Genomic DNA, 26648 nt, shown 5'->3' with positions numbered 1-26648 from the left:
GTGCACCGAAATACAGCGTTTCAACCTTCTTTTCTGGAGCTGGCGTTTTAGCCTCAGTTGGTGTTGGCGTTGGTGTAGCTTTCTCTTCGGGTTTTTGCTGACATCCGGCTATTACAACGGCAAAAATCAGCAGAGATATCAGGAAGTACTTTATTTTCATTCCCGGACACCTCTCTTCTTGTCAGTATTATAATTAAAAATTATTTAAATTTTTCGCAATTTTATCACCTCCTCAAACTTTGCCGATTGACTATTGTAAACATTAAATTTTAAGTAATTGTAGACAATGTTCGAAAACTTACCGAAAAGTATATGTATTTGGAAAGAAAAGTTCGATTAAAATTTTACAATTTCGATACAAGAGCTGGGCGAAATTAATAAAATATCGATTGAAAATAAAATCAAGTGATCCGAAATGGAGGAGAAATTCGATGCGGTAATAGTTGGAGGGGGAGCTTCGGGATTAGGAGCGGCGATAAAGCTTGCTAAGTACGGTTTTAACGTTGTTTTACTGGAGAGGGGTGAAAGGATAGGATCCAAGAGTGTCTATGGAGGAAGAATTTACTCCGAGATTTTCAAAAGGGAACTCGGCAGCTTAGACGATGCTCCAGTGGAGAGGTGGGTGAGAAAAGAAGTATTGACGTTCCTTGACTCTGAAAAAGGATTGAGCATTGAGCTTTTCACGAAAAAGAGCGAGGAAAGTTTCACAGCATATCTATCGAACTTCAATTCGTGGCTTGGTCAGATTGCTGAAAACGAGGGAGCTTTGATAATCACCGGAATGAAGGTTGATGACCTTATAATCGAGGATGGGAAAGTCAAGGGGGTTGTAGCAGGAGGGGAGAAGCTGTACTCTGATGTCGTCATCGACGCTGAAGGAATAAACCCAATTCTTGCGATGAGAGCTGGGATAAGGAGGGATTGGAAAACTAATGAGGTTGCCGTTGGAGTAAAGGAAGTTATAAAGCTCTCGGAGGAGGAAATAAACAAGAGGTTCGGGCTTGAAAGTGAGGAAGGTTTGGCGAACCTGATGGTCGGATTTCCAAATGCCGTAGGAGGAGCTTTTCTCTACACGAATAAGGAGACTGTCTCTCTCGGAGTTGTTGTTAGGGTCGATAGCGCAGTGAAAAATAACCTGAACGTTTACGAGCTTGCTGAAGACATTAGGCTTCACCCCTACATTTACAGACTCGTTAAAGGCGGTAGCGTTATAGAATATTCTGCTCACCTCGTTCCGGAAGCTGGAGTTAGGGGAGTGCCAGAAAAGCTTGTGTCTGACGGTTTCGTTTTGGTTGGAGATGCTGCCGGATTGGTTTTGAACAGAGGTTTCACCGTTAGAGGTGTTGATTACGCTTTTTACTCCGGCGTTTTAGCTGCCGAAGCTGTGAAAAACGCTCACGAAAAAGGAGAAATGAGTAGGGAAAACCTTGCGGTTTACGAGAATCTCTTAAAAAGCTCAACCATTTACGAAGAGCTAAAGTTCTACGAAAAAGCTCACGAAATCCTCGGAGAAGAGAAATTCTATTCCCTTTACCCCCAGATGTTCATAGAGGTTTTCGAAGAACTTTACAGGATGGATAAACCGAAGACAGTTTATTCGGTGGCTAAAGAGAAGATGAGGGAGAGAGTCTCTACTTTCAGAGCGTTTATGGACTTCTGGAAGGTGGTGAGGAGTTTATGAGCGAAAAGAGGCTTAGCGTCGAAGATAGACTTGGACTCGTGAGCTTCGTCATAGATGAAGAGCCCCACATAATCCTGAGGGAGGAGTTTTGCAAAGATTGCGAGCTTAAGGTTTGCTTGAAAGTTTGTCCTGCCAAGCTCTACGAAGAGGAAAATGGAAAAATTAATTTTAATTATGAAGGCTGTTTGGAGTGTGGAACTTGCAGAATCGCTTGTGGAAAACTTGAGTGGAACTACCCAAGGGGTGGTTTCGGAGTAAACTACCAGTTTGGTTAGGAGGTGTTTGAGTTGAGCGTGATAGAGTACCCGAAGGACCCGGTTTTGGAATTTTCGGAGGAGGAGAAGCTGTTCAGGGAGAGCGTAAGAGAGTTCTGCGAGAAGTACATAGCGCCGAAGTGGATAGAGGTGGATGAGAAGGCTGAAAAGGATCCGATGGCAATTCCGGTAGATTTGATTAAGAAAATGGGCGAGCAAGGGCTTTTCTGCATTCCATGTAGTGACAAGTACGGAGGGCAGGGTGGAACGTATACGATGACCACCATTGCAATAGAGGAGATCGCTTACGCTGATCCGGCTGTTGCTTTAGCCGTTTACGCTTTGCTCAACAACGGGTGGCCCTTCGCTTTGGAACTCTTTGGAAAGGAAGAGGTTTGTCAGGAGATCATTCCGGAGGTTGCTAAGGGTAATGCCTTCTTCGGAATAGCCTCCACCGAACCTCAGGGAGGAAGCGATGTTGCCGGAATAAAAACCACAGCCGAGAAGAAGGGGGATGTTTACGTATTTAACGGAGAGAAGGCTTACATCAGCGGAGTTGGAGAGGTGCAAAAGCTTCCTTGGGGTGGCGGCTGGTTCCTAATAGCGAGAACAGGAGGAGAGGGGCACAGAGGACTGTCAGCTTTTGCTTTCATCGTCAGGAAGAACGGAAAGCTTAAGGAGGGCTGGATACCGACGATTTACGAAGACATCGGAAGGCACGGGTTAACTACCGGAGGTTTCATTCTTGAGAACTTCGAACTTGAGAAGGATTACCTGCTTGGAGAAGAGAACAAGGGATTCTACCACGTGATGGAAGGGTTTAACTTGGCAAGAATCGTTGTTGCCGCAGCAACGATCGGAGCTGCAAGATGGCTTCTGGAGAAGGCTGTGGAGTGGTTCAGACAGAGGAAGCTTTTCGGAGGTAGGAGCATAGCTTCCTTCCAAGGGGTCAGCTTCAAGTTCGCCGACCTCTACGCGAGATGGGAAGCTTCAAGATACTTCGTCTACAGAGCGGCAAGACTCGCTGATAAGATATACATAGAGAAGGATCCGAACTTCTCTCCGAAGGATCTGAACGTTCCGGTGGCTTTGGCAAAGAATTATGGACCAGAGACTTGCGTTGATTTGGCTGAAGAGGTTATGAAGTGGTACGGAGCTTACGCTTACACGAAAGAAGCCCCGATCTTCAGAGCGTGGCTCGGGCCGTTCAGCTACGTGATCGGAGCTGAAGGGGCACAAAACATAATGAGGTACATAATAGCAAGAGACATAATAGGAAGGGAGTTCGTGCAGGGGTAAATTTCCAAAATTTTTTCTTCTATTTTTGGGAGGTTTTCCTATGAACATCGCCGTCTGCGTTAAGTACGCTGTGGACGCTCAGCAGGTAAAGTTCGATCCGAAAACAGGAGAGCCTTTGTTAAAAGCGGCTCCAAGAAAGCTGAGCGACATGGATAGGAGAGCGATAGAGGAGGCTTTGAGGTTGAAAGAAAAGCTCGGGGGGAAGGTTGTTGCTTTCTCAGTTGGGGATGCAGCCGTTAAAAATGCCGTTAAGGAAATCTACGCGATGGGGGTGGATGAGGTACACATCGTTGCTGACGACAAATTGAAGGAAGTTGATACTACAACAACGGCCAAGCTTTTAGCGGAACTGATAAAAAAAGTTGGTAGCTTCGATTTGATTTTGTGCGGGGCAGCGTCAACAGACGGCTATTCTTGGCTCGTCCCCGGAAAAATTGCGGCATTCTTAAACGTTCCGTTCGTTCCAAATGCTGTGGCTTTGAACGTCGAGAACGGAAAGGCTTCTGTTGAAAGCGACATGGGTGACGGAATTTATAAATTTGAATCAAGTCTTCCAGCCGTGGTTTCGGTTTTGCTCGAAATTAACGAGCCGAGAATTCCCAAGCTTTCGGACATTTTGAAAGCTTCGAAAAAGAAAGCGGAGTTTCACAGCCTCGAAGATTTCGAAGTGGAGTTCGTTAACAGCGGAGTGGAAGAAATAAGGATGCCGAAGGTTGAGAGGAAGAGAGTCATCTTCGAGGTTAAGGACAACGTTGACGAAGTTGTGGAGAAGCTGATAGCTGAATTGAAGAAGGAAGGAGTGCTGTGAGGTGGTAGCGTGAAAGTCCTCGTTGCGGCTTTTGAGGATAGGCAAGTGGCGGAAAACTTCTCAGCCTCTTCGAAGATCTCCGACGATCTCGTTTTCGCTTGCTTCGATGAGAGCGTTGCTGAAGAAGGAAAGAAGTTTTTCAAGGAAGTTTACCTGATAAAAGCTGGAGATTACGATCCGTCAGTTTACTCCGAAGCTTTGAAGGAGCTTTACAACGAAGTTGGTGCCGAAGCTGTTCTGATGGAATCTTCGGCGGAAGGGGTGGCGGTAGCTTCCATGCTATCGGCGAAGCTTGGAGTGAGATGCGTAAGTGATGTAAAGGCTATTGAGGATGGATACGTTAGAAGATCGGCTTTGGGAGCAGCGGAAGCAAAAGTGAAGGTGGACTTTCCGATAATACTCTGCGTAAAGCCGGGAAGCTTTGAAAAAGCTGAAGGAAAAGAGAGCGGAGAAATAAAAGTAGTTGAAAAGAGCTTTGAAAGCAAAGTTAACCTCGTGGAGTTTAAGGAGAAGGAGAAAGGAGTGGACATAAGCGAAGCGGAAGTTGTGGTTTGCGCTGGAAGAGGTGTGAAGAAGAAAGAGGATTTAGCTATGCTCGAAGAGCTTGCGAAGCTTTTGAACGGAGCGGTCGGAGTTAGCAGACCTCTTTCAGCCGATCTAAAGTGGATGCCGAACTGGGTGGGAATGAGCGGCATAGCTGTTAAGCCGAAGCTCTACATAGGAGTCGGCGTTTCCGGACAGATTCAGCACGTTGCCGGAATAAGGGATTCCAAGATAATCGTGGCTATAAACAACGATCCAAAAGCACCGATTTTCGAGAACGCTGACTACGGAATAGTAGGGGATTTGTACGAGGTAGTGCCGAAGCTTATCGAAAAGCTCAAGCAGAGCTAACTTCAAATTTTTTTACTGGTAGAAGAGGGAGTGGATCTGACCGACCAAGCTTTGAATGAAGTAATTCTTCGCGACTCCGTTCTTTAAGCTTTTGTAAAACTGGATGTCCTCGAAAATTTCGAGAGCTATTATCTTCGGGAGCATTCGAATTCTGTCATCGAAGAGAGCTATAGCCGCTTCGGCAGCAGCTTCATTTTCGACTTTCATCCTCACGAAGTTGGAATAAAAGGGCTTCAGCTCCCTTATTATCTCCTCCTTCATCATCTCTTCTCTGGATTTCGAGATGAGAACTGCTCTAAATACATTCTTTAGCCTTTCTGCAGCGGATCTTCTAAATTTTTTGGCTATGTACCTGTTTACGAAGGCGAGCTCTTCGTTCTCCATTTGAAATGTGTTGGCAAGTATCTAAAATATATCTTTCTGTACATCGGTTAATACAAAGAAAAAGCGAGGCAGGGTGAATAAGAGAACATAGCGGGGCGTGGATTTGAACCACGGATCTGCGGGTTATGAGCCCGCCGGGATTACCTGGCTACCCCACCCCGCTTCGATCAATAGTTGTCGAATTCGATATATAAACTTTTTTCTCGGAAAAAGTTTTTGAAAAGCTTTTTTCCTGAAAAAGTCGATTTTGATGGCTTTAAATTTCCCTCCTTCGACCTTCTTTATCCAAGTTCATCTCAAAGTCGACGACCTTCATCTTAGTCTTTTTATATTGTTCGATCGTGATAAATATTTTCCAAGCTCCTTTTAAATGTGCAATTGTTCTGTTAAATTTAGCAAAATTTATTTACCCTGCAAATAACTCGAAACCATGTCAGATTTCGTTGTAGTTTTACTTTCTGCCTTATCAGTTGCTATGGCTTTAGGTGTCGCAAAAAGCAGGGACAACTTCTATTCTGCCTTATACATGTCGGCAACTCTGCTTGTGGTGGGCGGAACTTACGCTTATCTTGGAGTTCACTCCGTTCTCGCTTTAATAGCTTTCATATTCGTCGGGGCTGTTGGCATAATAACTATAGCCTTAGCCGCAAGCTACAGGTTTATCAATCCGGTAAAACACAGCGGATACTGGGCGCTGTTTTCTGCTTTTGTTGCCGTTTTTCTTGGAACGACCCTCGCTGTTTTCTCCGTCTCTCTTCCAAAGTTTGTTGATGCTTTTAAGGAATTCACAGCCGATTATCAGACGTATGTGCTTCTACTTGTGGTTATGGTGACCCTCCTCCTCTTGTCGGCGATAAGCATGGTTAGGAGGGATGTAGAATGATCGCCGCAACTCTCGCAGCCTCGATAATAGTGTTGATGATCGGCTACTACACTTTAATCACTTCGAGGGATCTGATAAGGCTGCTCATCTCTTTGGAGTTGATGTTCGCAGCAGTCTTCCTTTCCCTTTTACCGCTCTTTGCGATAGACACACTCACGGCAGAAGGAATGGCTGTTATGGTCGCTTCTTTGTTCACGAGCAGTAGCGAACTTCTCGTTTTAATCTCCGCTATTATCCTCTTCGACAGGAAATTCAGAGGAATTGCGATGGAAAAAGTATCGAGCGGAGGGGATGAGCTGTGATCTCTGCTCTGCTTGCACCTTTAATAGCGGTAATCGTAGCTCCGTTTTTCAAGCCAAGGGAAGCGGCTGTATTGTCGGCAGTGGCGTTTTTTGCAGCTTTTGTTGGGCTACTCATTGATGCTTTCACCGGAGCCTACTACAGAGTCGATCTCGTTCAAGCAGCTGAGCCGGTTGGAAACATTTACATGTTCGGTGATACGGTAAGTCACGCTTTCGGGTTTACGATAGCATTCGTCTCTGCGATGGTCGCCTTGTACTCATATCCCTACATGGCTCACAGATTTGAGGAGATGGGTCTTGGAGAGGATGAATTCAAAAAGTACTGGTTCCTCTACAACCTCTATGCTGCCTCTATGCTATGGCTCGTTTACGCCGGTAACTTGATTCTCCTCTACGTTTTCCTTGAAATCTCGCTCGTTACTTCGTTCCTGCTAATCTACATGTACGGCTATGGCAATAGACAGTGGGTCGCTTTACTGTATTTCGTTTGGACCCATATAGCTGGAGCTTTGGCATTGGTTGGCTTCCTGCTTATAGGCTTTGAAAACAAGACCCTTGCGTTGGACGGCATAAAGACGGTTTCGTTCCTCGCTTGGCTGCTTGTGTTTTTGGGAATGATCGTGAAACTTCCCGGATTTGGAGCCCACATCTGGCTTCCTTGGGCTCATGCTGAAGCACCAACGCCGGTTTCAGCTTTGCTAAGCCCCCTCACAGTTGGATTGGCAGCCTACGTCCTGCTCAGAATTTACTTCATAGAGCCTTCGTTCATAATCGATCACAGGATTCCAATATTTGCTTACGGTGTTTTAACGAGCGTTTATGCTGGTTTGGCAGTTTTCAAGCAAAATGATTACAAAAGACTTCTCGCTTACTCTACCGTCTCTCAAATGGGTTACATACTCATAGCCTTCACCCTTGGTGCTGCCGGAATAATTGGAGTTGTCATTCAGTACATCTCTCACGCCTTCGGGAAGTCCATATTGTTCATGACCGCCGGAGCTATCATAGCTACCTTCCACGGTTTGAGGGATTTGAACAAGATGAGCGGAATGCACGAATTCGTTCCAACTATCTCCAACGCAGCTCTGCTTGGCTTTATGAATTTGAGCGGAATTCTTACGATAGGTATGATCGGGGAGTTCTACATATTGAAAGGCTTAGCAGACACCTTCGGATTGCCGAGTGCAATAAACAGCATCGCCATGGCAACGATGCTCTCTGTCGTAATTGTTTTCATAATCTCCGGACTCTACAGCTTTTACACGATGAAGAGAATTTACTACGGAACACCAGCGGACTACTCTAAAGTTCTCGTTCACAGGTTGCTGGACTCCCCGCTCTACGTCATAGCGATCTTATCGATCTTATTACTTCTCCCTCCGTTTGCTACTTGGTTTATAGACGCCCTTGTAAGGTTCTTGGGGGTGGCGTAAAATGTGGCTTTGGTTAGTCCTCCTACTATCTCCGATCATCGCGAGCATACCAATAGCGGTAGCTTGGGAGTTCAACAGAAATATTGGAAGAAAGCTCCCGGTACTTTCAGTTGTAGGATTGTTTATCTCGTTCCTTGTCACTCTCTACATCTTACTCTTCGTTGAAGAGGGAAGATTTTCCTATCCATGGCTTCCCGGCATAGAGATCGCTTTCATAGTCGATTACCTCAGCAAGTACATGGGTGTTCTAACGGGCTTCATAGCCTTCGTCATAGGAGTTTACGGATTGGAGTACATGAAAGACGACTACAGACTCGGATGGTACTGGTTCTTCTTCAACCTCTTCACCGCTTCAATGCTAATGGTTGTTTACAGCGACAACCTGCTTTCTCTGCTCATAGGGTGGGAAGGTCTTGGAATAGCCTCATGGGGTCTGATAGGGCACTGGTTCAGAGATGATGACGAGCTAAGCTATGTTGGAGTGATTAACAGGAAGGTAGGATTTTTGAAGATGTTCTGGAGCCCAAGCACCGGAGGCTGGAGGGCTATATCGACAATAAGGCTTGGAGACATGCCGATGTTTTTTGCTGTGGCAGCGATCTTCGCTTTCGCTGGGAACCTCAACATTTCCCAAATAGACTGGGAGCTTTTGATTGAAAAGATCGGAAGCTTTGGCGTTGCTGTCCTTCTCTTAGCGTTCCTCATGGGTCCTTTCACAAAATCAGCACAGCTCCCCTTCAGCGAGTGGTTAATGACTGCTATGACCGGCCCAACAACCGTCTCCGCTTTGCTACACTCAGCTACGATGGTTGCTGCCGGAACTTACCTCTTCATGAGGATAAGCTGGTACATAGAGCCATGGAATATCCACGATGCTGGGATAGAATTCGTTTACCTCCTCGTTCTGTTCCTTGGTTTGATATCCTCTCTATACGGTGCTCTTGTTGCTTTGGCAAGTAGGGAGAGAAAGGTACTTCTTGCCGCCTCAACGATGTCGAGCCTTGGACTTATGTTCGCTGCGGCAGCTGCGAGCAAATGGATTGGGGAATTTGCGATAGTTGTGGCTTTCTGGTACTTAATAACCCACGCTTTCGCTAAAGCTACGCTGTTCCTTGTTGCCGGGCATCTAATCCACGAAACCCACGACAGATTCCTCTGCGGAGACTTGGAGGTTGCGAAGAAAATGAAATTGACTTTCATCGTGACGATAATCGCAACTGTGATGCTCGCCGGAATTCCACCTCTCACGGCTTACTGGGTGAAGTCTGCCATGGATGAGGTTATGCATGCTCTGCACGAAGTTGGAGAAGCTCCGCTCTTCTTGCTCATAGTAATCTCAGCAGTTTACTCCGCTTTCTTAGCAAAGTTCCTAAGCATGAACTTCGTTAAGGGCAGACATGTTCACCTCCACCTCCACGGCGGAGGTTTGATGAAAACCGGATACACGCTGATGGTTTCGATGCTCTTCTTACTGCTGGCTGTCATACTCCTTGGAATTGATGAGCATGTTGAAGAATTCGTTAAAGCCGGATTCCATGCGACGTCTTTCATGGTCGGTGTGCTTGTTACCGTAGCCTATGCTATTGGCTTCGTCAAGCCGACCCTTGAAACGAAAGTTGGGCAAGTTCTTGCGGACAGGTTTTACTTGATGGCTCTCAACGACTTCATAGTTCCCAAGATAGGCTGGGCTTTCGTTACAGCCGTGGACTACGGAAACAGGGCTATCGACTTCTTCACCCACAGAGCAATTCCGGGGTTGTTTGAAAGTGTGAGCAAGGGAATTAGAGTTCTCCAAACCGGAAGGCTTTCCCATTACGTGCAGCTCGCCCTTGGAGCTTTAATGCTGTTGCTGATAGTGGTTTCCGTGGCGGGGTGGTAGTATGGAGCTCACGATACCTCTAATAATTTTGGCTCTCGGAGCGGCGTTCGGATTGAGAAAGCCGGAAATAAGCTTGGTTACAGCTTTGGTAGCCTTAGCTCTGTCGATAGTAGTTGAGGCAGCAATACTCGTTTCTGCGATGATCGCCTTCGTTGCGATATTAAACATTGCAGCTCTCTTCCTAATGAAAAAGAGCTATTTGAGAGGAGTCGACTACGCTTTGGTTTCTCTAATGCTTATTGCGACGGTAGTTGCTTTGTACTCAACGAGCTTTGCCATGTTGATCTTAGCCTTCATCCTCGTTAGCACTCCGACGTACATGCTCGTCATGGCTTCGGAAAGCGGAGCTAAGGTGGATGTCGGTGTGAAGTACATAACGTTCATGGTCGTAGCCACGATTCTCTTCATAATAGGGGCAGCTCTAACGATTTATGGAGGAAGCGTCAATTCTGAGAGCATTCAGACCGTCGGCATATGTTTGTTGGTTCTCGGAATTGCAATGGAGGTCGGGGCTGCTCCGCTCCACTACTGGGTTCCGGACGTTTTCGACACAGCTGATCCCATTCCTGCTTCAATTATAGCGAGTCTCGCGAAATTCGTTCCCTTCGTCATAGCTTTCAAAATACTATTTACTGTGAACACCGAAAAGGCTCTGCTCTTCATAGGGGTTATTGCTGCGATATCCATGCTCGCTGGGAATATAGGTGCTTTAACTTCCAACAAGCCCGCAAGGATTCTCGCTTATTCGACCGTCGCCAACATGGGTTACATAATCGCCGCCCTCACGGTTTTCTACAAACCAGAGTTCGTTTACCTGGCTTTTGCTGGAGTTCTACTTCAGCTCTTCGCCAACGCCTTCGGAAAAATCGGATTTTTCACGGCTATAAGGGAGGAGGGAACGAACAGCGTGTTCTCCTACATCATGGCTCTCTCCTTTATCGGACTACCTCCTCTCCTTGGCTTTTGGGGGAAGTTTTACATTCTTGCCGCTTTAATTTACGCTAACGTTATGTGGCTTGCTGTTCTCCTTGTGATAAATTCGGCTATGTCAGTGCCATATTACATAAGACTTGCAAATCTGCTTTCAGGAAAACCGAATAAAGGACTGGCGTTGTGCATAATAGGGATTTCAGCGATAATAATGCTTCTCACGGTCGTTCCCCCCAACTGGTTGATAGACTCTTCGAAGGTTTTGGTTGGTTACTTCAAATTGGGAGGTGTGTGACGTGAAGGAAGTTATTGCGGTAGCGCTCGTAATAATCATCGCAGTGCTAACCGATGTAGCTTTACTCCTAATCGCCAAAATACTTCCAAAGAGAAAGCCCACCGATCTGAAATACCTGAGATGGGAAGCTGGAAACGTCCCGATAGCAACGCCTAAATATGTTTTACCGATGCAGTATTACGGCTATCTCATCTTGTTCATGGCTCTTGAGCCGATAGCAGTTCTGTTCATGCTCATGGCTGTCTTTCCGTCTTACGCTCTTCCCCTCTTAGCTCTTTCGATCATAATTGTCGCTCCAGCAGTGTATTACGCGTTCAATTATGCTTACGAATTGGCTGAAAGGAGGGATTTCTATGGATGAGATGATTGAATTCCTTCATAAGGGTCCCCTCTCTCCGATGAAAAGGTGGGGTACCAAGTTCAGTCTATGGCCCGTCCATCTCGTCACCGCTTGCTGCGGTGTTGAACTCGCTCATGGATATGCTGCCGGATACGATGGAGAGAGACTTGGAAGTCTGAACTTCGGAATTTCCAGACAGACTAATCTGATAATTGTTGAAGGAGCGATAACGAGGAAGATGGCAAGAGTTTTAAAGATGACTTACGAGCAGATGCCCGATCCTAAGTTCGTCATCGTGATGGGGGCTTGCGGATTAAGGGGTGGTTTGTTCTGGAACGGATACCACATGGTTAACCCAGCCGATATAGTGCCGGTGAAGTACTTCATCCCTGGCTGCCCTCCCACGCCGGAAGGCATGCTCAGAGCTATAAGAGCCTTGCAGGAGGAGATAATCAGCGGAAAGTGGGATGACACGATCAAATTCAAACCGATAGCTTTTGAGGAGGTAAAGAAGAGGGTCAAGAAGATTCCTCCGCAACCCCCGAAGAGAAGGATGAAGAATGTTGCGATAGTTGTCGATAGAGACAGAAGCTATAGATGGGAGGAGGGAAGAGTTTTCGTGGAGAAAATTAGAGAGCACTTTGGAGACCTTGTCAGCAAAGTCGTTGTAACGGCTAAAAACAGAATATGCGCATCCTTCGAAGCTGATAGGGTAAGAGAAGTTATGGAGAAGGCTAAGGAATTCGGTTTCGATCACGTGAAGATTCTGAACGTTATAGATGTCCCCCATCTGAGGAAATTCATAATCGAGTACCACCTTTCGAGCTACGGCAATAAAGAATTGATGAAGCTCATAGTTAACTTCAAAACCGAAATTTCTCGGGAGGAGGCTAAGATAAAGAGCGTCGCCGACATATTCCCGAGCGTCGATTACATGGAAAGAGAAATGCACGAGTTGTTTGGAGTTGTTTTCGAAGGAAACGAGTGGATGGGGAGGAACTTCTTACTCGCTCCAGACACGCCCAAATATCCGTTGAGGAAGGACTTCGAGCTTGAAGAGGACGTCTACGTGGGAGGTGAGTGAAATGGAGGAAATTTCGATTGAGGTTCCAGTAGAACCGCCGAAGGAGTACGAGTGGTACTTCATTCCAGTTCCGAAGAAATTCGTCGAGGAAGCTTACAGAAAGGATGAATTTGTTGTCTTTGTTGGACCTCAACATCCCGGAAGCGGTCACATGAGGATTATTCTCAGGTTAAAAGGGGATTTCATAACCGATGTCATTCCAGATCCGGGCTACGTTCACAGATCCATGGAAAAGCTTGCGGAGTATAAGACGTACATCCAGAACATCCCTCTTGTTGAAAGACCTTCGATAATGGATTTCGGGAACTACAACCTTGGTTACGTTAGGGCTATAGAAGAGGCTTTGGAGATCGAAGTTCCGGAAAGAGCCAAGTACATAAGAACAATACTTGCCGAGTTAAGCAGAATTGGAACTCATCTTTACGATGCCGGAATTTTAGCGGTCTTTCTCGGACACACGACAGGTTTCATGTATCCGTTTGCTGTGAGAGAGTTTATAGTCGAGATGATCACGAGAATTACCGGAACAAGAATTACCGGCTCTTTCATAGTTCCGGGAGGTGTTAGGAGAGACGTTGATAACGATACACTCCAGAAAATAAAGAGAATGACCTACGCCTTAGAAAACAGGCTCAAGAAGTTTGAGAAGATATTCATAACGAACCCGACAACCATAGCGAGACTTAAGGATGTCGGCGTTTTAAGCAAGGATGAGGCGATTAAACTTGGAGTCGTCGGGCCTTTCCTCAGAGCATGCGGGGTTGAATACGATGTGAGAAAGGTTGAGCCTTACGAAGCCTACGATGAAATTGACTGGGAGATGGTCGTAGGAGAGGATGGAGACGGCTACACGAGGTTTCTGGTGAGAGTTAACGAAGTCAGCCAGAGCATAAACATGCTGAGGCAACTTGTTGACAACATTCCCGAGGGAGATGTCATAAGCGAAGATATCGTGGCTTTCGACAGGAAGGACATAAGAGGTAGTTTCTTCGAAGCTTACGGAGATCTTGTCCTTCCGAAGGGAGAGTACACTTCGATAACCGAAGCTTCAAGAGGTTCGCTGCTTTTCACAATCGTAAGTGACGGAGAGTCTACAACTCCTTACAGGTTGAGGATCGTTACTCCGAGCTGGTTGTATCTGAAGGGCTTTATGGAATCTCTGAAGGGAGAAAGGCTTGCAGATCTCCAAGCCATTTATGGCAGTTGGGGTTACTTCCCGCCTGAAGCAGACAGGTGATGCGTTATGGTGGACGTTAGCGGAATTGTAAGCGGAATCGTGGAAAAAATCTTCGCCGCTTTGACTGCCAACATGGTAAACATTCCAATTTTGGAGCCTTTGATAAACAAGCTTCTTCAGATTCCGCTCGTAAACCTTGTAGTAGCTTTCATACTCTGGAAACCGGCTTTTGTGATCCTGTTCGTTCCGGGACTTCTTGCGGTGACCGTGGTTTTGCTAATAATGATCTGGTGGGAGAGGAAGCTTACAGCAAGAATTCAGTGGAGAGTTGGTCCAAAGGAAGTGTCGAGGAGAACTGGAGGAATCATTCAAACTCTTGCTGACGGTATGAGATACATGTTCCAGGAGGTGATAATTCATAGAGATGCTCACAAACTCTACTTCCTTCAGCTGCCAATTCTTTCCTTCATCCCCGTGCTTTTACCGATCCTCCTAATTCCGGCTGGAACGATCTATGCGATAAGGTCACCCTACGCAATTCAGATCGCCGTGGCTTTAACGGCTTTGCTCCCCATCTTCATCTTGGGAATAGGGTGGAGCGCAAACAACAGGTTTGCTTTTATCGGAACCGTCAGAGAAGCTTTCCTTTACGTTGCTTACGAAATTCCTTTGATGATAGCGGTACTTTCGATGGTTCTCCTATACAAGAGCGGAGATCCCTTCGTTATAGTTGAAAAGCAGTGGATTCCGGGAATTTTCATGAACCCGATTGCCTTCATTGCCTTCCTGATTGGCATGGTAATGGCTGCCGGAAGGTTGCCCTTCGACATATCCGAGGCTGATCAGGAGATAGCTTTCGGACCCTTCGTCGAGTACAGCGGAATTATATTCGGTTTGGTTATGGGAATAGCTTACGAGAAGCTTTACTTGCTTAGTCTTATAGCGGCAATACTCTTCTTCGGCGGGTGGAGCGGTCCAGAAATTGCTTTTCTTGGAGAGTTGAGCTACGCCATATGGCTATTCCTCAAAGCGTTCGTACTCATGGGATTCATAGTGATGGTAAGAGCGATATACGGAAGATACAGGCTTGATCAGGCTTTGAAGTTCGGTTGGAGCTCTTTGCTCACCTTCTCTCTAATAGGATTTTTCATCTCAGCGGGGTGGGTGATATGGTTAGGATAAAGGTTGAGAAACCGAAAGTTCATAAGAGTGTAGCGCTTCACATTAAAGCGATAACAACAGCTTTTAAAGAAGCAATCTCCCCAGGGACGATTACGATCCATTATCCAAGAGAAAGGAGAAAGCTTCCCGACAACTTTAGAGGTTTATTGCAGCTCGATAAGGAGAAGTGCATAAACTGCTTTAGGTGCGCTCACATATGCCCGGCTAACGCCATTCAGATGTACCAGAGGGAAAACAAGTACTATCCGGGAGTTGATTACACGAAGTGCATTCTATGTCACTTCTGCGTGGACTCATGCCCAACAGCGGCGTTAAAACCTTCGAAAATTCACGATGTAGCTTTTGCATCCCTCGACACGATGGTGCTTCCACCTGAAGAACTCGCCGGAGAGCCTGAAATGTGGAGAGAGGATACAGTCACTGTCGAGTACGACTTCGACGGGGATTTAAAAATGATAAAAAGGAAGGAAGTGGAAAATCTCATAGTGGAAGTTGAAAAGCCGAAAAGACCAGAATTCGTAGCTGGGGCAGCTTTTCCGGAGAACTGTATAGCTTGTAGAATATGCGTAAATTCCTGCCCGCAAAATGCAATAACCTTTAAACTTCAGGATCTCCAGACGATGGTTTTGGAGATAGACTTCGAAAAGTGCACGGGGTGCATGGTGTGCATAAGAAACTGCCCGACGCAAACGTTATTACCCTTCAGGAGAGAGGAGGTTTTAAAGGGTGGTGAAAGCGATGAACAAGGTTGACGTCAAGCTCTGGAAAATTCCGATTCCAGAAAAACCGCCAGAATGCAGATTCGACTGGACTAAAGAGAGACCCGAAAGGGTGGAGAGGTGCAAGTACTTCGGAAATCTGAAGGCTGTGGTGATCGACAAAGGCATTTGCAGTCACTGCGGAACTTGTTACATCTGCCCGGTTAGGGGAATAGTGGTGGAGGACAAGCCGATAGACTTCCCCAACTGGAGGAAGGACTGCATAGACTGCGGAGCTTGCATAAGGGTTTGCCCGAGATACGATTACACGCCACTGAACGGACTTGGAGAGTACATCGAAGCTGTAGCTGGCAAGTCCAAGAGGTTTAAGGGACAGGACGGAGCTATGGTTTCGGAATTCATGGCGGGAGCTTTGGAAATGGGCATTATTGATGTCGCCCTCTTCGTTGCGAGGGACGAAGAATTTAAGCCCTACGTCGTTCACATAACGGATCCCGACCAGCTTAAAGATGAGAGGATTACTGGAACTAAGTACAGCTTCGCCTCAGTCATGCCGGAACTTCACGATTCTATAAAGCATGTTAGGGCTGTGGGAATAATCGGAACTCCGTGCATGATTTCGGGATTGAGAAAGCTTCAAAAAGTGGTTCCCCTTTACAAGCAGAAGGTTAAGCTTGCAATAGGCTTGTTCTGCACAGAAAACTTCTACCACTGGCAACTGAAGGAGTTCTTGGAAGGCAGGGGGATAGATCTTAGGAAGGCTGTGAAGACAGATATTAAGAAAGGTAACTTCATAGTCACATACGATACTGGTGAGGAATTCAGCATTCCCGTTAAGGAAATGGAGGAAATCGTTCCGGACGGATGTAAAGTCTGTCAAGATTTTTCAGCTGTTGAGGCTGATGCGAGCGTTGGGAGCGTTGGTAGCAAGAAAGGTTTTTCGAGCGTCTTAATAAGGAGCGAAACGGCGAAGGAAATCTTTGAGTATTTGAAGGAGAAAGACTACATCGAGGTTGGGGAGGTAAAGATAGACGTTATAAAGAGGCTCTGCGACTACAAAGTCAAAATCCACCCGTATCCCAAAGGGTAAGTTTTAATTACACTATCCAACTAAATTTTCATACCGCCGTTGCGGTCGGAGAGAGCAGAAGCTTTCGATGATAGACCGTCGGCAAGCCGCCAATTACACTTCAAACTTGTATGTTTTAACTTTCAAAGTCTCCTCCAGCTCGCAGATTTGAACGTTTAACGTTTCTCCAATTGTGATTACCGCAAAGCTTGGAATTCCTTTTCCTCCGCCTCCACCCCACGCGCCGGTAGCAGAGCCGGGGTTGATTATCACAACCCTTCCTTTGTGGATAGAAGGTGAATGGGTGTGACCGGTGATTAAAACGTCAACTCCCATCTCCTCTCCGATTCTCTCCAATTCTTTTACGTTACCCCTCGGATAAACGCCGTACCCGTGAACTACACCGAATTTCAGTTTTCCAGCCTTAAAAGTTTCTTCCTCAGGTAGATCGACGAAGTCCATGTTTCCCATCACAGCAACGAGCTTTCCGTAACTTTTTAGTTCTCTGTAAGTTCTCTCACTCGTGAAATCCCCAGCGTGAACGATAAGATCGGCTTGTTGGAGAAATTTTACGATAACACCAGGTATTTTCGAAGCCCTGTCCGGGATGTGTGTGTCGCTTATGGCGACTATTCTCATGGATATGTTTAGAAAACTCCTGCTTATAAGCCAGTTGGAATGTCGATGAACTCCGCCTCAATCCCAAGCTCGCTTCTCGTCAGATTTACGAGCTTTTTCAAACCAAGGGTTTCGCTTTGGTAGTGTCCGACGAATATAACGTTCATCTCGTTATCTTTTGCGAGGTGGTAGGCAGAATGCTCCATCTCTCCGGTTATCAGCAAGTCCACATTATTCTTCTTCGCTTCGTCAATTGCAAAAGCTCCTCTCCCGGAGATTGCCGCAACTTTCTCCACTTTGTCCCTCCCGAATTTCAAGTAGCCGATGTTTTCGAAGTTTTCCTCCATTACTTCAAGAATCTCCTCGAATTCTTTATCGCAGTAGCCGGCGTAGCCTATTTTGTACCCTTTGTACTCTCCGAAAGGCTCTTCGGGTTCGACGTCAATAAGCCTTAAGAGGCATGCGTTATTTCCCACCTCTCTGTGGGCATCTAAAGGGAGGTGAGCGGAGTATAGGGAGAGCTCGTTTTCGAGTAGGAACTTGAGCCTTTTCCTCAGAATACCGTCCACTCTTCTTATTCCTCCCCAAATCAATCCGTGGTGGCAGAACACCATATTCGCATCTACTTCCAACGCTCTAACGAAACTCTCCATGGAAGCGTCCACGCAAAAAACGATTTTCTCAACCTCTTCCTCACCTTCAACCTGAAGGCCATTTATGGCATCTTCTTTAAATTCATTTACCCTTAAATAGGTATCAAAAAAATCGACGACCTCGCTTAATTCCATAAAAGCTTAAGGTGGCAATTGCTTATTAAGCTTTATCAAAAAACAAAACACTTATCTTTGAGTATGTACAAAACAGTAATTGATGATTGACGAAATTGACCTCAAAATAATATTTGCACTTATGGAAAATTCAAGATTGAGCTTTTCGGAACTTGCAAAATCACTCGGAATTAGCAGACCTACCATTAAAAAGAGAGTTGAAGAACTTGTAAAAAGCGGCGTTATCGAGAAGTTCACGGTAAAAATAAGTGAAAAAGTTCTGAAAAGGAGTTATTCTGCTTTTGCAATCGTGGAGACCGATAAGCCAGAAGAGATCGTAAAGTTGAAGTGTGTGAATGAAGTTTACAAGCTTTGCGGAAACAAATACCTTGTCTCGATGAAGTTCTGCTCGATGGAAGGGATTAGGGAAACTTTTACTAAGCTTACGGAGTTTTCCGATTCTGTCGAATTTTATCCTTGCCTTACGAAGATTAAGGAAGACAACGGACTTCAGCTGAACGTGGAGATTAAATGCGAGGTATGCGGAAAGAAAACAGATGATTTCTCTTTTGTCGACGGAAAAATTGTGTGCAGTCTGTGTAGGGAATGACCAAAACTTTCATAAGCAAATTTAAGTAAGACATCTATTGCTGCCGGGGTTGCAGAGAGGCACTGCGCCGGCCTGGAGAGCCGGTGCCCGTCAAGGGCTCCTGGGTTCAAGTCCCAGCCCCGGCGTTCTGAGCATTCTGAAAATTCTAATTTTATTCTTTTCTGTCACTGGTCGTTGCACATCACCTTCTACATTTCCGATCAAAATAGCCCCGTTTGAATTATGGACAATAGCTTTATCGAGCACAAAAATTTTCAATAATAAATGATAAACAATAGCGGGGTGAATTTCCGATGAGGGAAGTAACCTTCTTTTTAACTCTCGGACTCATTGCTGCATTCGTAAACTTGGTTATCTCCTACATGAAAAAATGGGAACTTCTCTGGACGTTAACCATTGCAGCCGGAATTATGACAGCTATTGTCTTTATCATCGGAATGCTTCACACCTCGGCAAGCTTTTTTGCTTCGCTTCTGGCGTTTGTGGGACTTCTGTCACTTCTTGGAATGGCTGTCGTGGCTTTAGCGATCTCAACCGTCCAAGCCGTTATTAACCTCAGAAAGGGCTGAACTCTTTATTCTCTCCCTCAGGATTTCCAAAGAGTTGTCGATATAACTGAAACGCTTGTTTTTCTCGTAAGATATCCTCAAAACCTCTTCGAAGACTCTCAAAACCTCCTTTTCATCTTTCACGACTGCAACGACTTCCGCAAACCTTGGATGTCTTCCAAGTCTTCCTCCGGCAAGAACTTTGAAGTACGACTCACCCCTAATTGCTCCTGTTTTGCAGGCTCTCATGCAGTCCCCGCATCCGATGCAGTTCTCGTTAAAAGCTGGAAAGCTGTTGAAGTTTATAGCGTTCTCCTTACAAGCTTTCAAACAAGCTTTGCAGGAGTTGCACTTCTCCGGATCGACGCTGGGCTTTATAAAACCTATCACCCCAAAATCCTTTATTTGCGGAGAACTACAAGCGTTTGGACAAGCGGCAATTCCAATTTTTATTCTTTCGTGACTCCTTCTTGCGTTCCACGTTTTGTCCTCAAGAATTTTCAAAATCTCATGCTTCAAATCTTCGATAGGAATTAACGCATTTTTGCATGCCCTACAAAACTCGACCTCGAAGCCTTCCACACTAAAACTTTAAACTATAATGAAATATAGGTATACCCTAAAATCTTCATTCCTCAAGGATTTTTTGAATTCTTCTCATCTCTTTAACAAGAGCTTTTCCTTTCTTCGTTAGGCTGTATACTTTGTACGTTTGAAGACCCCTCTTTCTTTCCTCCGCTCTGACAAGTTTGAGTCCCATCAACTCCTTTAAAGACTCACTTACCTGCTTCTTGTTCATGACTTTTTCGAGATCGCTCCATCTTTTTTCTCCGCTTTCGAGCAGAAACAGTATCTTGAGATTTGATGGCTTCAAAATTTTTCGAAGTTTCTCCATTGTAAACTTGTTTACAATCTGTAAAAACTTAAACAGATGTTGAGTTTTGGTAAACATGTTTACAAAAAGTAAACATATAGAAAATTTAATGAAAACAGGTTGATAGAATTTTTAATATGGTCGCCGGAAACATCCCGGAATACGAGAGCATCTGCATCAACGCCAACTGCAAGTACTGGCGTGGAAGGATTTGCGAATACAGGGGTTACTGCATCTGGAGGAAGAACGGAAAGAAAGTTTAATTTATTTGGGGAAAACTTGACTTGATGCCGAAAGCGGTGGTAGTCGCTTCAACCCACAGCGGAGCCGGGAAAACAACGGTCTCGCTTCTCATCACCTCAGCTTTAAAAAAGAGAGGTTACAGAATTCAGCCGTTTAAAGTAGGTCCAGATTATATCGATCCGACCCACTACGAATTTGAGAGGAAGGCTGTCAACCTTGATCCGTTCATGATGGGTGAGGATGGAGTTGTTAGATCCTTTAAACATTGGATGCATAATGCGGACTTCGGAGTTGTTGAGGGAGTTATGGGACTTTACGATGGCTATAACATGAGCAGCTTCTCATCTACGGCGCATGTGTCTAAAATCTTGAGACTTCCCGTAATTCTTGTTATAAATCCAAATGGTATGTCCTATTCAGCTTTAGCCCTTTTTAGAGGATTTAGGGATTTTGAAGATGTCAATATCGCCGGAGTTGTTTTCAACTCCGTCTCTTCTACTTTTTACCAAAAATTGAAGAGGGTTTTTGAAGGGGAAACTGAAGTCTTGGGTTTTATTCCGAAAGTGAGAGACTTGGAAGTTGAAAGCAGACACCTTGGCTTGAAACTCGGAGTGGAAAGCAGGTTTGACTGGAAGAAAGCTGCCGAAATTGCTGAAAGTTACTTGAATATAGACAAAATAATCGAGCTGTCCAAAGAGGTGGAAGCCGAAGAGGAAAAGTGGGAGGAAAACCAAAAATTCACGATTGGCATACCCTTCGATGCGGCTTTCGCCTTCTACTACGAGGACAACCTCAGAGTTCTGAGAAGGGATGCTAAGTTAATTTTCTTCTCCCCCCTCAACAACGAGCTTCCGTATTGCGATGCTTACTACTTTGGAGGAGGGTATCCAGAGCTTTACCCAGAAATAGAATCTTTTGCGAGAGAATTTAGAAGGAAGTACGAGGATCAGCCGGTTTTCGGAGAATGCGGAGGATTGATGTTTCTTTCAAGGAAAATTGAAACAGAGACTGGAGTGATTAAATGCTCGTCTTTTCTGGACATAGACATAGTTTTTACGAAAAAACTCCAAGCTCTTGGTTACGTTAGGGGAGAAGTTGTGAGAGACAATCCCTTTTTTGCTAAAAGCTTTAAGGGACACGAATTTCATTACAGCTACGCAATTCCCGATGATGATGTCAGATACGCTTTCAGAATCGACGGAAAAGGCATAGTCGATGGCTTCGATGGAGCTGTATCCGGCAACATTTTAGGAAGTTACACCCATCTGCACTTCTATTCAACGAAGCTGAAGCTGGCTGAATTTTTCGAGAAGAGAGTTAATTAAAATTATTTTAAAGGAAGATACTAATTTTTACAGCTACTTTTCAGAAAATTCCGCTAAAGTCCAGATTTAGTCAGAAAAATTCGGAGATTTCCAGAAAAATTCAAAAACGGAAGATAATTTTCTTTCCGTTTTTAAAAAGGAGTGTCCGCTTTGAAGATTTCTGCGAAAGATTTAAAAATCAATACCTTTTACCAGATTTTCAGTCATCAGAAAGCTTTGCTCATTTAATGCTATTGCGGGTGGTGAATATGGAGGGTGATTGCGATGATCGTAGGAAAGCATATAATAGCGGAACTGTATGGAGTTCCAAAGGAGCTGATTTCATATGAGAGTACGGTGAGGGAAATAGTGGAGAGCGTAGTGGAGGAGGCTAAACTGACGAAAGTAAGCTCTCACTATAAACAGTTCGAACCTTATGGGGTTACGGGCGTTGTTTTGATTTCTGAAAGCCACATTTCGATACACACTTGGCCAGAATACGAGCTTGTGAACTTGGACATCTTCACCTGTGGCGACACAAGAAAGACGGACAAAGCTTTTGAGTTGTTTTTGCAGAAGTTTAAACCCAAATCTTACAGACACTTCGTTTTGGACAGGGGATAAAGATGATGGAGAGAATTAGGAAACAAATTTTACAGGCTTTGGCTGGAGGAGAACTTTCAGTTTACAAGTTAATAGATTTGCAAGACGCCTCTCTCCCAGAATTCTTCCAGCTCTTGCAGGAAATGGAAGAAGGAGAAATTATTCGGATCTCCGATGGAAAGGTTAGGTTAACCGAGAAGGGGAGGGAGGTGGCTGAAAAGCTTGGGGCAAAATACTTCGATGTCTCCTGTGACTACTGCAGCTATACTGGAATGAAAATCCACGACTTTTTCAAAGAGGTCCTCGGGAAGTATTTGGAGATTGCCAAAGATCGTCCCGAAACCGTGGAGGAGTACGATCAAGGCTATATAAGCCCAGAAGGGGTTATAAGGAGGGTAGAATTCGTCTACGAACGAGGAGATTTACTTAAAAGCAGAATATTCGTTGTTGGAGATGACGATCTGTTCAGCATAGCTGCAGCTTTGACGGGAATGCCCGAGAAAATATTCGTTGTCGATATAGATGAGAGACTTATCAATTTCATTAACAAAGTTGCTGAAGAATATTCACTTCCGATCGAGGCGATGGTTTACGATGTGCAGCAAGCTTTCCCCGAAGAGCTAAAGAAAAAATTTGATGTTTTCGTGACGGATCCTGTCGAGACTATTCCGGGACTGAAGCTGTTCCTTTCAAGGGGAGTGTCAACATTAAAAGGTCCCGGTTGTTCCGGGTACTTCGGCATAACGACTCTCGAAGCTTCAAGAAAGAAGTGGTACGAAATACAAAAGATGATACACGACATGGGGTTCATAATAACGGATATGAGAAGGAAGTTCAGCGTTTATCCGCAGGAGGAGAAGAACTTCTTCAGGTTCCAGGAAAAGTTGCCAATAGTCGAAAAGCTTGGAGCTAAAATTGACTACGACTGGTACAAATCCACCCTTTACAGGATAGAAGCAGTAAAGGAGCCTAAGCCGTTAGTCGAGGGAGAGATGATAATAGACGAAGCGGTGTATAGAGACAACGAAAGCTGGGCAACTCCCTACGGAGCGGATTAGTCAGTTTTGTTTTTTAATTTACCTGAAAAACTCTGATTAATTTTCACTATAAAACTAAACTTTTATTGAAAGCAACTGTTGTTGTGGAGCGTCAACTTTTACGAATCTTATAATGAATAGCTTTTATTTTGGAGCAATGATGGCTTTTGCGGAAGATAGTCTAATTGTTGTGCTTCTTGTAATTCCACATGACATCTTCGAAATCCCCGCAATAATCATAGCAGGAGCAGCAGGTTTTAAGATTCCTTACGAAATCGTTCGTTATTTAGCAGGCAGAAAAGAGTAAATTCTGACAAAAGAGGACATCAGAGAGTATCTAACAATGGTCCTGATCTCAATACTCTTAATCGTAATAGCAGCGTGGATTGAAGCGAACATAACGCTAAAAATAGCTAAAGCTATGCTAAATTCATCAAAAGGTGTTTGAAGAGAGGTGATTAAGATTATAGCAAAAATTATCGAAAGTTGCGATGTGTAATTAACCCTGAACGGGTACGAAATAAAAGGGCGCACCGGTCATGAAAAGTATCATTCCCCAGAAGACCTCTTTGCTTTTCACAAGTCTAAATTCTGTAGGCAACTACTGCTTCTCCTTTCTCCACGACTTCAACGTTCTCTTCAACGAGCGTATAAGCGTTAGCTTTCGTTATGGAAGACAAAATCCCGGAGCCGTAGGAGGATATAACTTTCGCCTTCATTTCCGGGAAACTTACCTTCAGTCTGACGAAGCTCGTGAAACCTACCTTCGAGTAAATCTTATCCTCAAGCACTACTTTAAATCCCTCCTCTCCCTTCATTCCGAGCATTTTCTCCACAGCTGGTTTGAGGAATAGGTAAGCTGAGGCAAAGCAGGCTGCAGGGAATCCGGGGAGGGCTAAAACTGGTTTTTCGTTTACCAAAGCAGCTATTGTAGGTTTCCCTGGTCGAAGAGCGACTCCTCTGAACAGAACTTCTCCGATTTCATCAAGAACTTTGTACATGTAATCCCTCTTGCCAACGGAAGTTCCTCCGAGCGTGATCAAAATGTTGTAGTTGTCGATATTTTCGAAAATTCTTCTGAGGTCTTCTTCGCTATCTCTCACGATTCCTCTTGTATCGACATCACATCCCCACAACCTTGCCAACCCTCCTACGAGAATGCTGTTGCTCTCGTAAACTTTCCCCTCGACGAGCTGACTTTTCGGAGAAAGAAGCTCGTCTCCCGTGGGAACCACAAGAATTTTCGGCTTTTTGAAAACTTTTATCTCTTCGACTCCTGCACTTCTCAGAAGAGAGAGGTGTTGCGGCTTCAGAATTTCCCCCTTCTCAACAATAACCTCCCCCTTTCTAACATCTTCCCCCTTCAATCCCACGTTCTCGAATCTTCTCACAGCCTTATATATCGCCACAAACTCTCCAAGCTCCTCAGCATCTTCAGCTTTAACAACCGCATCGGCATTTTCTGGCAAAGCATCGCCGGTGTGTACCCATTTAGCATGTTCAAAATCAACGAAATCGGCTTTTTTCAGAATAACTGGATTACTTCTACTCGCTTTTCTTACAACTTCGCTTACAACAGCGAAACCGTCCATTGCAGCTCTGTTGTAGTGGGGAATGTCTATCTCAGCTTTTAGGTCTTCAGCCGCTACCCTCATAAAAGCTTCTTCCAGCGGAACTTTCTCGGATGAAATTTCCTTGATATTGTTAAGAAAAATCTTCTGAGCCTCTTTTACCGGAGTTAACTCCGAAAAAAGTTCCCCTCCGCTGACGGGGGGCATTAAAGCAACGACGTCATCATCTCTCAGCTCAACGTTCTCCTTCACAATTTTTCCGTTTACGACGACGATCATGTAGTCGTAAAGCTTTTTAATTTCTGGATAATCCTGAGAAAGCTTTTCAAGAAGACCGTTGAGATTTTTAGCTTCAACCTCTATCTCCTTCTTTCCCACAACCTCCCTAAAGTTTGCGAAGAGCTTTACCCTAACCATGAGCAAGTTTTCATTGAAGGAGACTAAATAACCTTTCTCTCGTAAATGTTTTAAAGTAACAGTCGGTTCTGCTTTGAGAATGAGTACTCGAAAGTTGAGATACGTTGAAGTGGACTTTTTTAGGGGAGTAGCGCTCATAATGATGCTGATTTCCAACTTTGTGACCGATTTGCAGTACTTCGCGGGATACACCGACTTTGAACGATTTTGGAGGGCTTTCGCTTTACTAACCGCCTCGATGTTCGTTTTCATCTCTGGAGTTTCTATGTGGCTCTCTCACTTCAGGTGGAACTACACAAAATTTTTCAAGCGTTTCGCTAAGCTCTTCGGTTTGGGTTTGGTGATAACGATTTTCACCAAGCTCTTTCTTGAGGAGGGGACGATATACTTCGGAATTCTTCACTTCCTTGGAGTGGCGAGCCTTTTGATCATACCTTTCCTCAGATTCGGAGAGAAGAATATTCTCATAGCTCCAATATTTTTTGCTGGAAAATTCTTCGTTGAGAGTATAAACTCCGAAAATTTACTCCTACTTCCTTTGGGAATTACTCCTCCTTATTTCTTCACCTTCGACTACTTTCCGATTTTTCCTTGGTTCGGAGTTTTTCTGCTCGGAGTTGGAACGGCTTCGATAATTTATCCCGATGGTGGAAGAAGGTTCGAATTCTCTCTGCCGAAAGCCTTTCGAAGCGTTGCTTTTCTTGGAAGGCACACGCTGAAAATCTACCTTCTCCATCAGCCAATTTTTGGGGCGATTCTTCTCCTCTATTTGGGAGACCTTCCCGGAGTTTACCTTCCTTGGTAATTTTTGCGATGTCTTTAAATTCCGCTTTCAATACTCACCACCATGCCATTTGACAACTATTGGCAAAAAGAAGAGATAATGCCAAGGAAAGAGCTTGAAGAATTGCAACTGAAGAGGTTGAAGTGGGTTGTAAATCACGCTTATCGAAACGTTCCTCTGTATAAAAAGCGTATGAAGGAGCTTGGCGTTCATCCTTCGGATATAAAAAAGCTCAACGACATTTCGAAACTTCCCTTCACAACTAAAGAGGACATAGCTTCGAACTACCCTTTCGGAATGTTTGCCGTTCCGCTCAGCGAAATCGTGAGAATACACACATCAAGCGGAACAACTGGAAAGCCGAAAGTTGTTGGTTACACCAAAAACGATCTTGAAAACTGGATAAATCTTGTGGCGAGATGTCTTTACATGGTGGGAGTTAGAAAAGAGGATGTTTTCCAGAACATGGTAAACTACAGCCTTTTCACGGGAGGTTTGGGATTTCACTACGCCGCTGAAAGGATAGGAGCTACGACAATCCCGGCTGGCGTGGGGAATACGAGAAGGCAGTTAGAACTCATGATGGATTTGGGTACGACTGTCATCCACTGCACGCCAAGCTACGCTTTGAGGATTAAGGAAGTTGCTGAGGAGTGGGG

31 protein-coding genes and 2 tRNA genes are annotated in these 26648 nt (G+C 44.9%); 26 read left to right on the top strand and 7 right to left on the bottom strand.

Going from position 1 to position 26648, the window contains the following annotated elements:
* Positions 1-415: 415 nt before the first annotated feature.
* Genes F7C14_RS00495 through F7C14_RS00475 form a run of 5 tightly spaced genes read left to right on the top strand, consistent with a single transcriptional unit; the run spans position 416 to position 4936 of the window.
* Positions 416-1681: an FAD-dependent oxidoreductase gene (locus F7C14_RS00495; RefSeq protein ID WP_290898457.1), complete on the top strand. Its 1266-nt coding sequence runs from the start codon at positions 416-418 to the stop codon at positions 1679-1681.
* Positions 1678-1956, top strand: a complete 279-nt coding sequence (locus F7C14_RS00490; RefSeq protein ID WP_290898453.1) for a 4Fe-4S dicluster domain-containing protein — start codon at positions 1678-1680, stop codon at positions 1954-1956. Before F7C14_RS00495 ends, F7C14_RS00490 begins: the two co-directional genes overlap by 4 nt.
* Before the next feature lie 12 nt (positions 1957-1968).
* Positions 1969-3234, top strand: a complete 1266-nt coding sequence (locus F7C14_RS00485) for an acyl-CoA dehydrogenase family protein (RefSeq protein WP_367114304.1) — start codon at positions 1969-1971, stop codon at positions 3232-3234.
* A gap of 40 nt (positions 3235-3274) precedes the next feature.
* Positions 3275-4042, top strand: coding sequence for an electron transfer flavoprotein subunit beta/FixA family protein (locus F7C14_RS00480; protein ID WP_290898449.1), 768 nt, complete (start codon positions 3275-3277; stop codon positions 4040-4042).
* A 9-nt stretch (positions 4043-4051) separates the two neighbouring features.
* A complete protein-coding gene (locus F7C14_RS00475) occupies positions 4052-4936 on the top strand; it encodes an electron transfer flavoprotein subunit alpha/FixB family protein (RefSeq protein ID WP_290898444.1) in 885 nt (294 codons plus the stop codon).
* 12 nt (positions 4937-4948) lie between these two features.
* On the opposite strand, the gene F7C14_RS00470 is transcribed toward F7C14_RS00475, so the two are convergent.
* Positions 4949-5320, bottom strand: a complete 372-nt coding sequence (locus F7C14_RS00470) for a hypothetical protein (protein WP_290898440.1) — start codon at positions 5318-5320, stop codon at positions 4949-4951.
* A gap of 88 nt (positions 5321-5408) precedes the next feature.
* Positions 5409-5483, bottom strand: a tRNA-Met gene (locus tag F7C14_RS00465).
* Positions 5484-5750: 267 nt separating this feature from the next.
* Between F7C14_RS00465 and F7C14_RS00460 the strand changes: the two genes are divergently transcribed.
* Genes F7C14_RS00460 through F7C14_RS00410 form a run of 11 tightly spaced genes read left to right on the top strand, consistent with a single transcriptional unit; the run spans position 5751 to position 16634 of the window.
* Positions 5751-6203 carry a hypothetical protein gene (locus tag F7C14_RS00460; protein WP_290898436.1) on the top strand — a complete coding sequence of 151 codons (453 nt, stop codon included), beginning with the start codon at positions 5751-5753 and terminating at the stop codon, positions 6201-6203.
* Positions 6200-6505, top strand: coding sequence for an NADH-quinone oxidoreductase subunit K (locus tag F7C14_RS00455; protein WP_290898433.1), 306 nt, complete (start codon positions 6200-6202; stop codon positions 6503-6505). The genes F7C14_RS00460 and F7C14_RS00455 overlap by 4 nt, the downstream gene beginning before the upstream one ends.
* Positions 6502-7938 carry a complex I subunit 5 family protein gene (locus F7C14_RS00450; RefSeq protein WP_290898429.1) on the top strand — a complete coding sequence of 479 codons (1437 nt, stop codon included), beginning with the start codon at positions 6502-6504 and terminating at the stop codon, positions 7936-7938. Before F7C14_RS00455 ends, F7C14_RS00450 begins: the two co-directional genes overlap by 4 nt.
* Before the next feature lies 1 nt (position 7939).
* A complete protein-coding gene (locus tag F7C14_RS00445; protein ID WP_290898425.1) occupies positions 7940-9817 on the top strand; it encodes an NADH-quinone oxidoreductase subunit L in 1878 nt (625 codons plus the stop codon).
* Between the two features lies 1 nt (position 9818).
* Positions 9819-11042 (top strand): proton-conducting transporter membrane subunit, encoded by a 1224-nt coding sequence (locus tag F7C14_RS00440; RefSeq protein ID WP_290898422.1) that lies wholly within the window; start codon positions 9819-9821, stop codon positions 11040-11042.
* Position 11043: 1 nt separating this feature from the next.
* Positions 11044-11403, top strand: a complete 360-nt coding sequence (ndhC, locus tag F7C14_RS00435) for an NADH-quinone oxidoreductase subunit A (protein WP_290898419.1) — start codon at positions 11044-11046, stop codon at positions 11401-11403.
* Positions 11396-12466 carry an NADH-quinone oxidoreductase subunit NuoB gene (gene nuoB, locus F7C14_RS00430; protein ID WP_290898416.1) on the top strand — a complete coding sequence of 357 codons (1071 nt, stop codon included), beginning with the start codon at positions 11396-11398 and terminating at the stop codon, positions 12464-12466. Before ndhC ends, nuoB begins: the two co-directional genes overlap by 8 nt.
* A 1-nt stretch (position 12467) precedes the next feature.
* On the top strand, positions 12468-13703 hold the full coding sequence (locus F7C14_RS00425) for an NADH-quinone oxidoreductase subunit D (RefSeq protein WP_290898413.1): 1236 nt from the start codon (positions 12468-12470) through the stop codon (positions 13701-13703).
* 6 nt (positions 13704-13709) lie between these two features.
* On the top strand, positions 13710-14825 hold the full coding sequence (nuoH, locus tag F7C14_RS00420) for an NADH-quinone oxidoreductase subunit NuoH (RefSeq protein ID WP_290898410.1): 1116 nt from the start codon (positions 13710-13712) through the stop codon (positions 14823-14825).
* Positions 14813-15577: a 4Fe-4S binding protein gene (locus F7C14_RS00415; RefSeq protein WP_290898407.1), complete on the top strand. Its 765-nt coding sequence runs from the start codon at positions 14813-14815 to the stop codon at positions 15575-15577. Before nuoH ends, F7C14_RS00415 begins: the two co-directional genes overlap by 13 nt.
* Positions 15564-16634 (top strand): Coenzyme F420 hydrogenase/dehydrogenase, beta subunit C-terminal domain, encoded by a 1071-nt coding sequence (locus F7C14_RS00410; protein WP_290898404.1) that lies wholly within the window; start codon positions 15564-15566, stop codon positions 16632-16634. Before F7C14_RS00415 ends, F7C14_RS00410 begins: the two co-directional genes overlap by 14 nt.
* Positions 16635-16727: 93 nt before the next feature.
* Here the strand turns inward: F7C14_RS00410 and F7C14_RS00405 are convergent, their stop codons facing one another.
* Both F7C14_RS00405 and F7C14_RS00400 read right to left on the bottom strand, forming a co-directional pair.
* Positions 16728-17252, bottom strand: a complete 525-nt coding sequence (locus tag F7C14_RS00405) for a YfcE family phosphodiesterase (RefSeq protein ID WP_290898401.1) — start codon at positions 17250-17252, stop codon at positions 16728-16730.
* Between the two features lie 23 nt (positions 17253-17275).
* Complete coding sequence (locus F7C14_RS00400; protein ID WP_290898398.1) at positions 17276-18019, bottom strand: Nif3-like dinuclear metal center hexameric protein; 744 nt, start codon at positions 18017-18019, stop codon at positions 17276-17278.
* An 82-nt stretch (positions 18020-18101) separates the two neighbouring features.
* Between F7C14_RS00400 and F7C14_RS00395 the strand changes: the two genes are divergently transcribed.
* The 3 genes from F7C14_RS00395 to F7C14_RS00385 all read left to right on the top strand — a co-directional run bounded on the left by F7C14_RS00395 (position 18102) and on the right by F7C14_RS00385 (position 19177).
* Positions 18102-18608, top strand: a complete 507-nt coding sequence (locus F7C14_RS00395) for a winged helix-turn-helix transcriptional regulator (protein ID WP_290898395.1) — start codon at positions 18102-18104, stop codon at positions 18606-18608.
* Between the two features lie 42 nt (positions 18609-18650).
* A tRNA-Ser gene (locus tag F7C14_RS00390) sits at positions 18651-18733 on the top strand.
* Between the two features lie 168 nt (positions 18734-18901).
* Positions 18902-19177, top strand: coding sequence for a hypothetical protein (locus F7C14_RS00385; RefSeq protein ID WP_290898392.1), 276 nt, complete (start codon positions 18902-18904; stop codon positions 19175-19177).
* Here the strand turns inward: F7C14_RS00385 and F7C14_RS00380 are convergent.
* Positions 19139-19738 (bottom strand): 4Fe-4S binding protein, encoded by a 600-nt coding sequence (locus F7C14_RS00380; protein WP_290898390.1) that lies wholly within the window; start codon positions 19736-19738, stop codon positions 19139-19141. The two genes, F7C14_RS00385 and F7C14_RS00380, sit on opposite strands and share 39 nt — an antisense overlap.
* Before the next feature lie 46 nt (positions 19739-19784).
* Positions 19785-20051, bottom strand: a complete 267-nt coding sequence (locus tag F7C14_RS00375) for a winged helix-turn-helix transcriptional regulator (protein WP_290898388.1) — start codon at positions 20049-20051, stop codon at positions 19785-19787.
* Between the two features lie 116 nt (positions 20052-20167).
* Between F7C14_RS00375 and F7C14_RS00370 the strand changes: the two genes are divergently transcribed.
* The 5 genes from F7C14_RS00370 to F7C14_RS00350 all read left to right on the top strand — a co-directional run bounded on the left by F7C14_RS00370 (position 20168) and on the right by F7C14_RS00350 (position 23524).
* Complete coding sequence (locus F7C14_RS00370) at positions 20168-20293, top strand: hypothetical protein (protein WP_290898387.1); 126 nt, start codon at positions 20168-20170, stop codon at positions 20291-20293.
* A gap of 24 nt (positions 20294-20317) precedes the next feature.
* The gene (locus tag F7C14_RS00365) at positions 20318-21598 is read left to right on the top strand and encodes a cobyrinate a,c-diamide synthase (RefSeq protein WP_290898383.1); all 1281 of its coding nucleotides are present in this window, start codon (positions 20318-20320) and stop codon (positions 21596-21598) included.
* Positions 21599-21862: 264 nt separating this feature from the next.
* The gene (gene speD, locus F7C14_RS00360) at positions 21863-22201 is read left to right on the top strand and encodes an adenosylmethionine decarboxylase (protein WP_012966358.1); all 339 of its coding nucleotides are present in this window, start codon (positions 21863-21865) and stop codon (positions 22199-22201) included.
* Between the two features lie 2 nt (positions 22202-22203).
* Positions 22204-23238 (top strand): bis-aminopropyl spermidine synthase family protein, encoded by a 1035-nt coding sequence (locus F7C14_RS00355; protein WP_290898375.1) that lies wholly within the window; start codon positions 22204-22206, stop codon positions 23236-23238.
* Positions 23239-23302: 64 nt separating this feature from the next.
* Positions 23303-23524, top strand: coding sequence for a stage II sporulation protein M (locus tag F7C14_RS00350; protein ID WP_290898462.1), 222 nt, complete (start codon positions 23303-23305; stop codon positions 23522-23524).
* 277 nt (positions 23525-23801) lie between these two features.
* On the opposite strand, the gene F7C14_RS00345 is transcribed toward F7C14_RS00350, so the two are convergent.
* Positions 23802-25205 (bottom strand): MoaD family protein, encoded by a 1404-nt coding sequence (locus tag F7C14_RS00345; protein ID WP_290898372.1) that lies wholly within the window; start codon positions 25203-25205, stop codon positions 23802-23804.
* Positions 25206-25284: 79 nt separating this feature from the next.
* Between F7C14_RS00345 and F7C14_RS00340 the strand changes: the two genes are divergently transcribed.
* Positions 25285-26010 (top strand): heparan-alpha-glucosaminide N-acetyltransferase, encoded by a 726-nt coding sequence (locus tag F7C14_RS00340; RefSeq protein ID WP_290898369.1) that lies wholly within the window; start codon positions 25285-25287, stop codon positions 26008-26010.
* A gap of 42 nt (positions 26011-26052) precedes the next feature.
* The coding region (locus F7C14_RS00335) for a phenylacetate--CoA ligase family protein (protein WP_367114302.1) at positions 26053-26648 on the top strand (596 nt) is incomplete at its 3' end.

The sequence above is a fragment of the Ferroglobus sp. genome, assembly GCF_015521575.1.
Classification (GTDB): Archaea; Halobacteriota; Archaeoglobi; order Archaeoglobales; family Archaeoglobaceae; genus Ferroglobus.
Note: the sequence above shows the minus strand (reverse complement) of the source record. Positions and strands in the feature narration are given on the sequence as shown.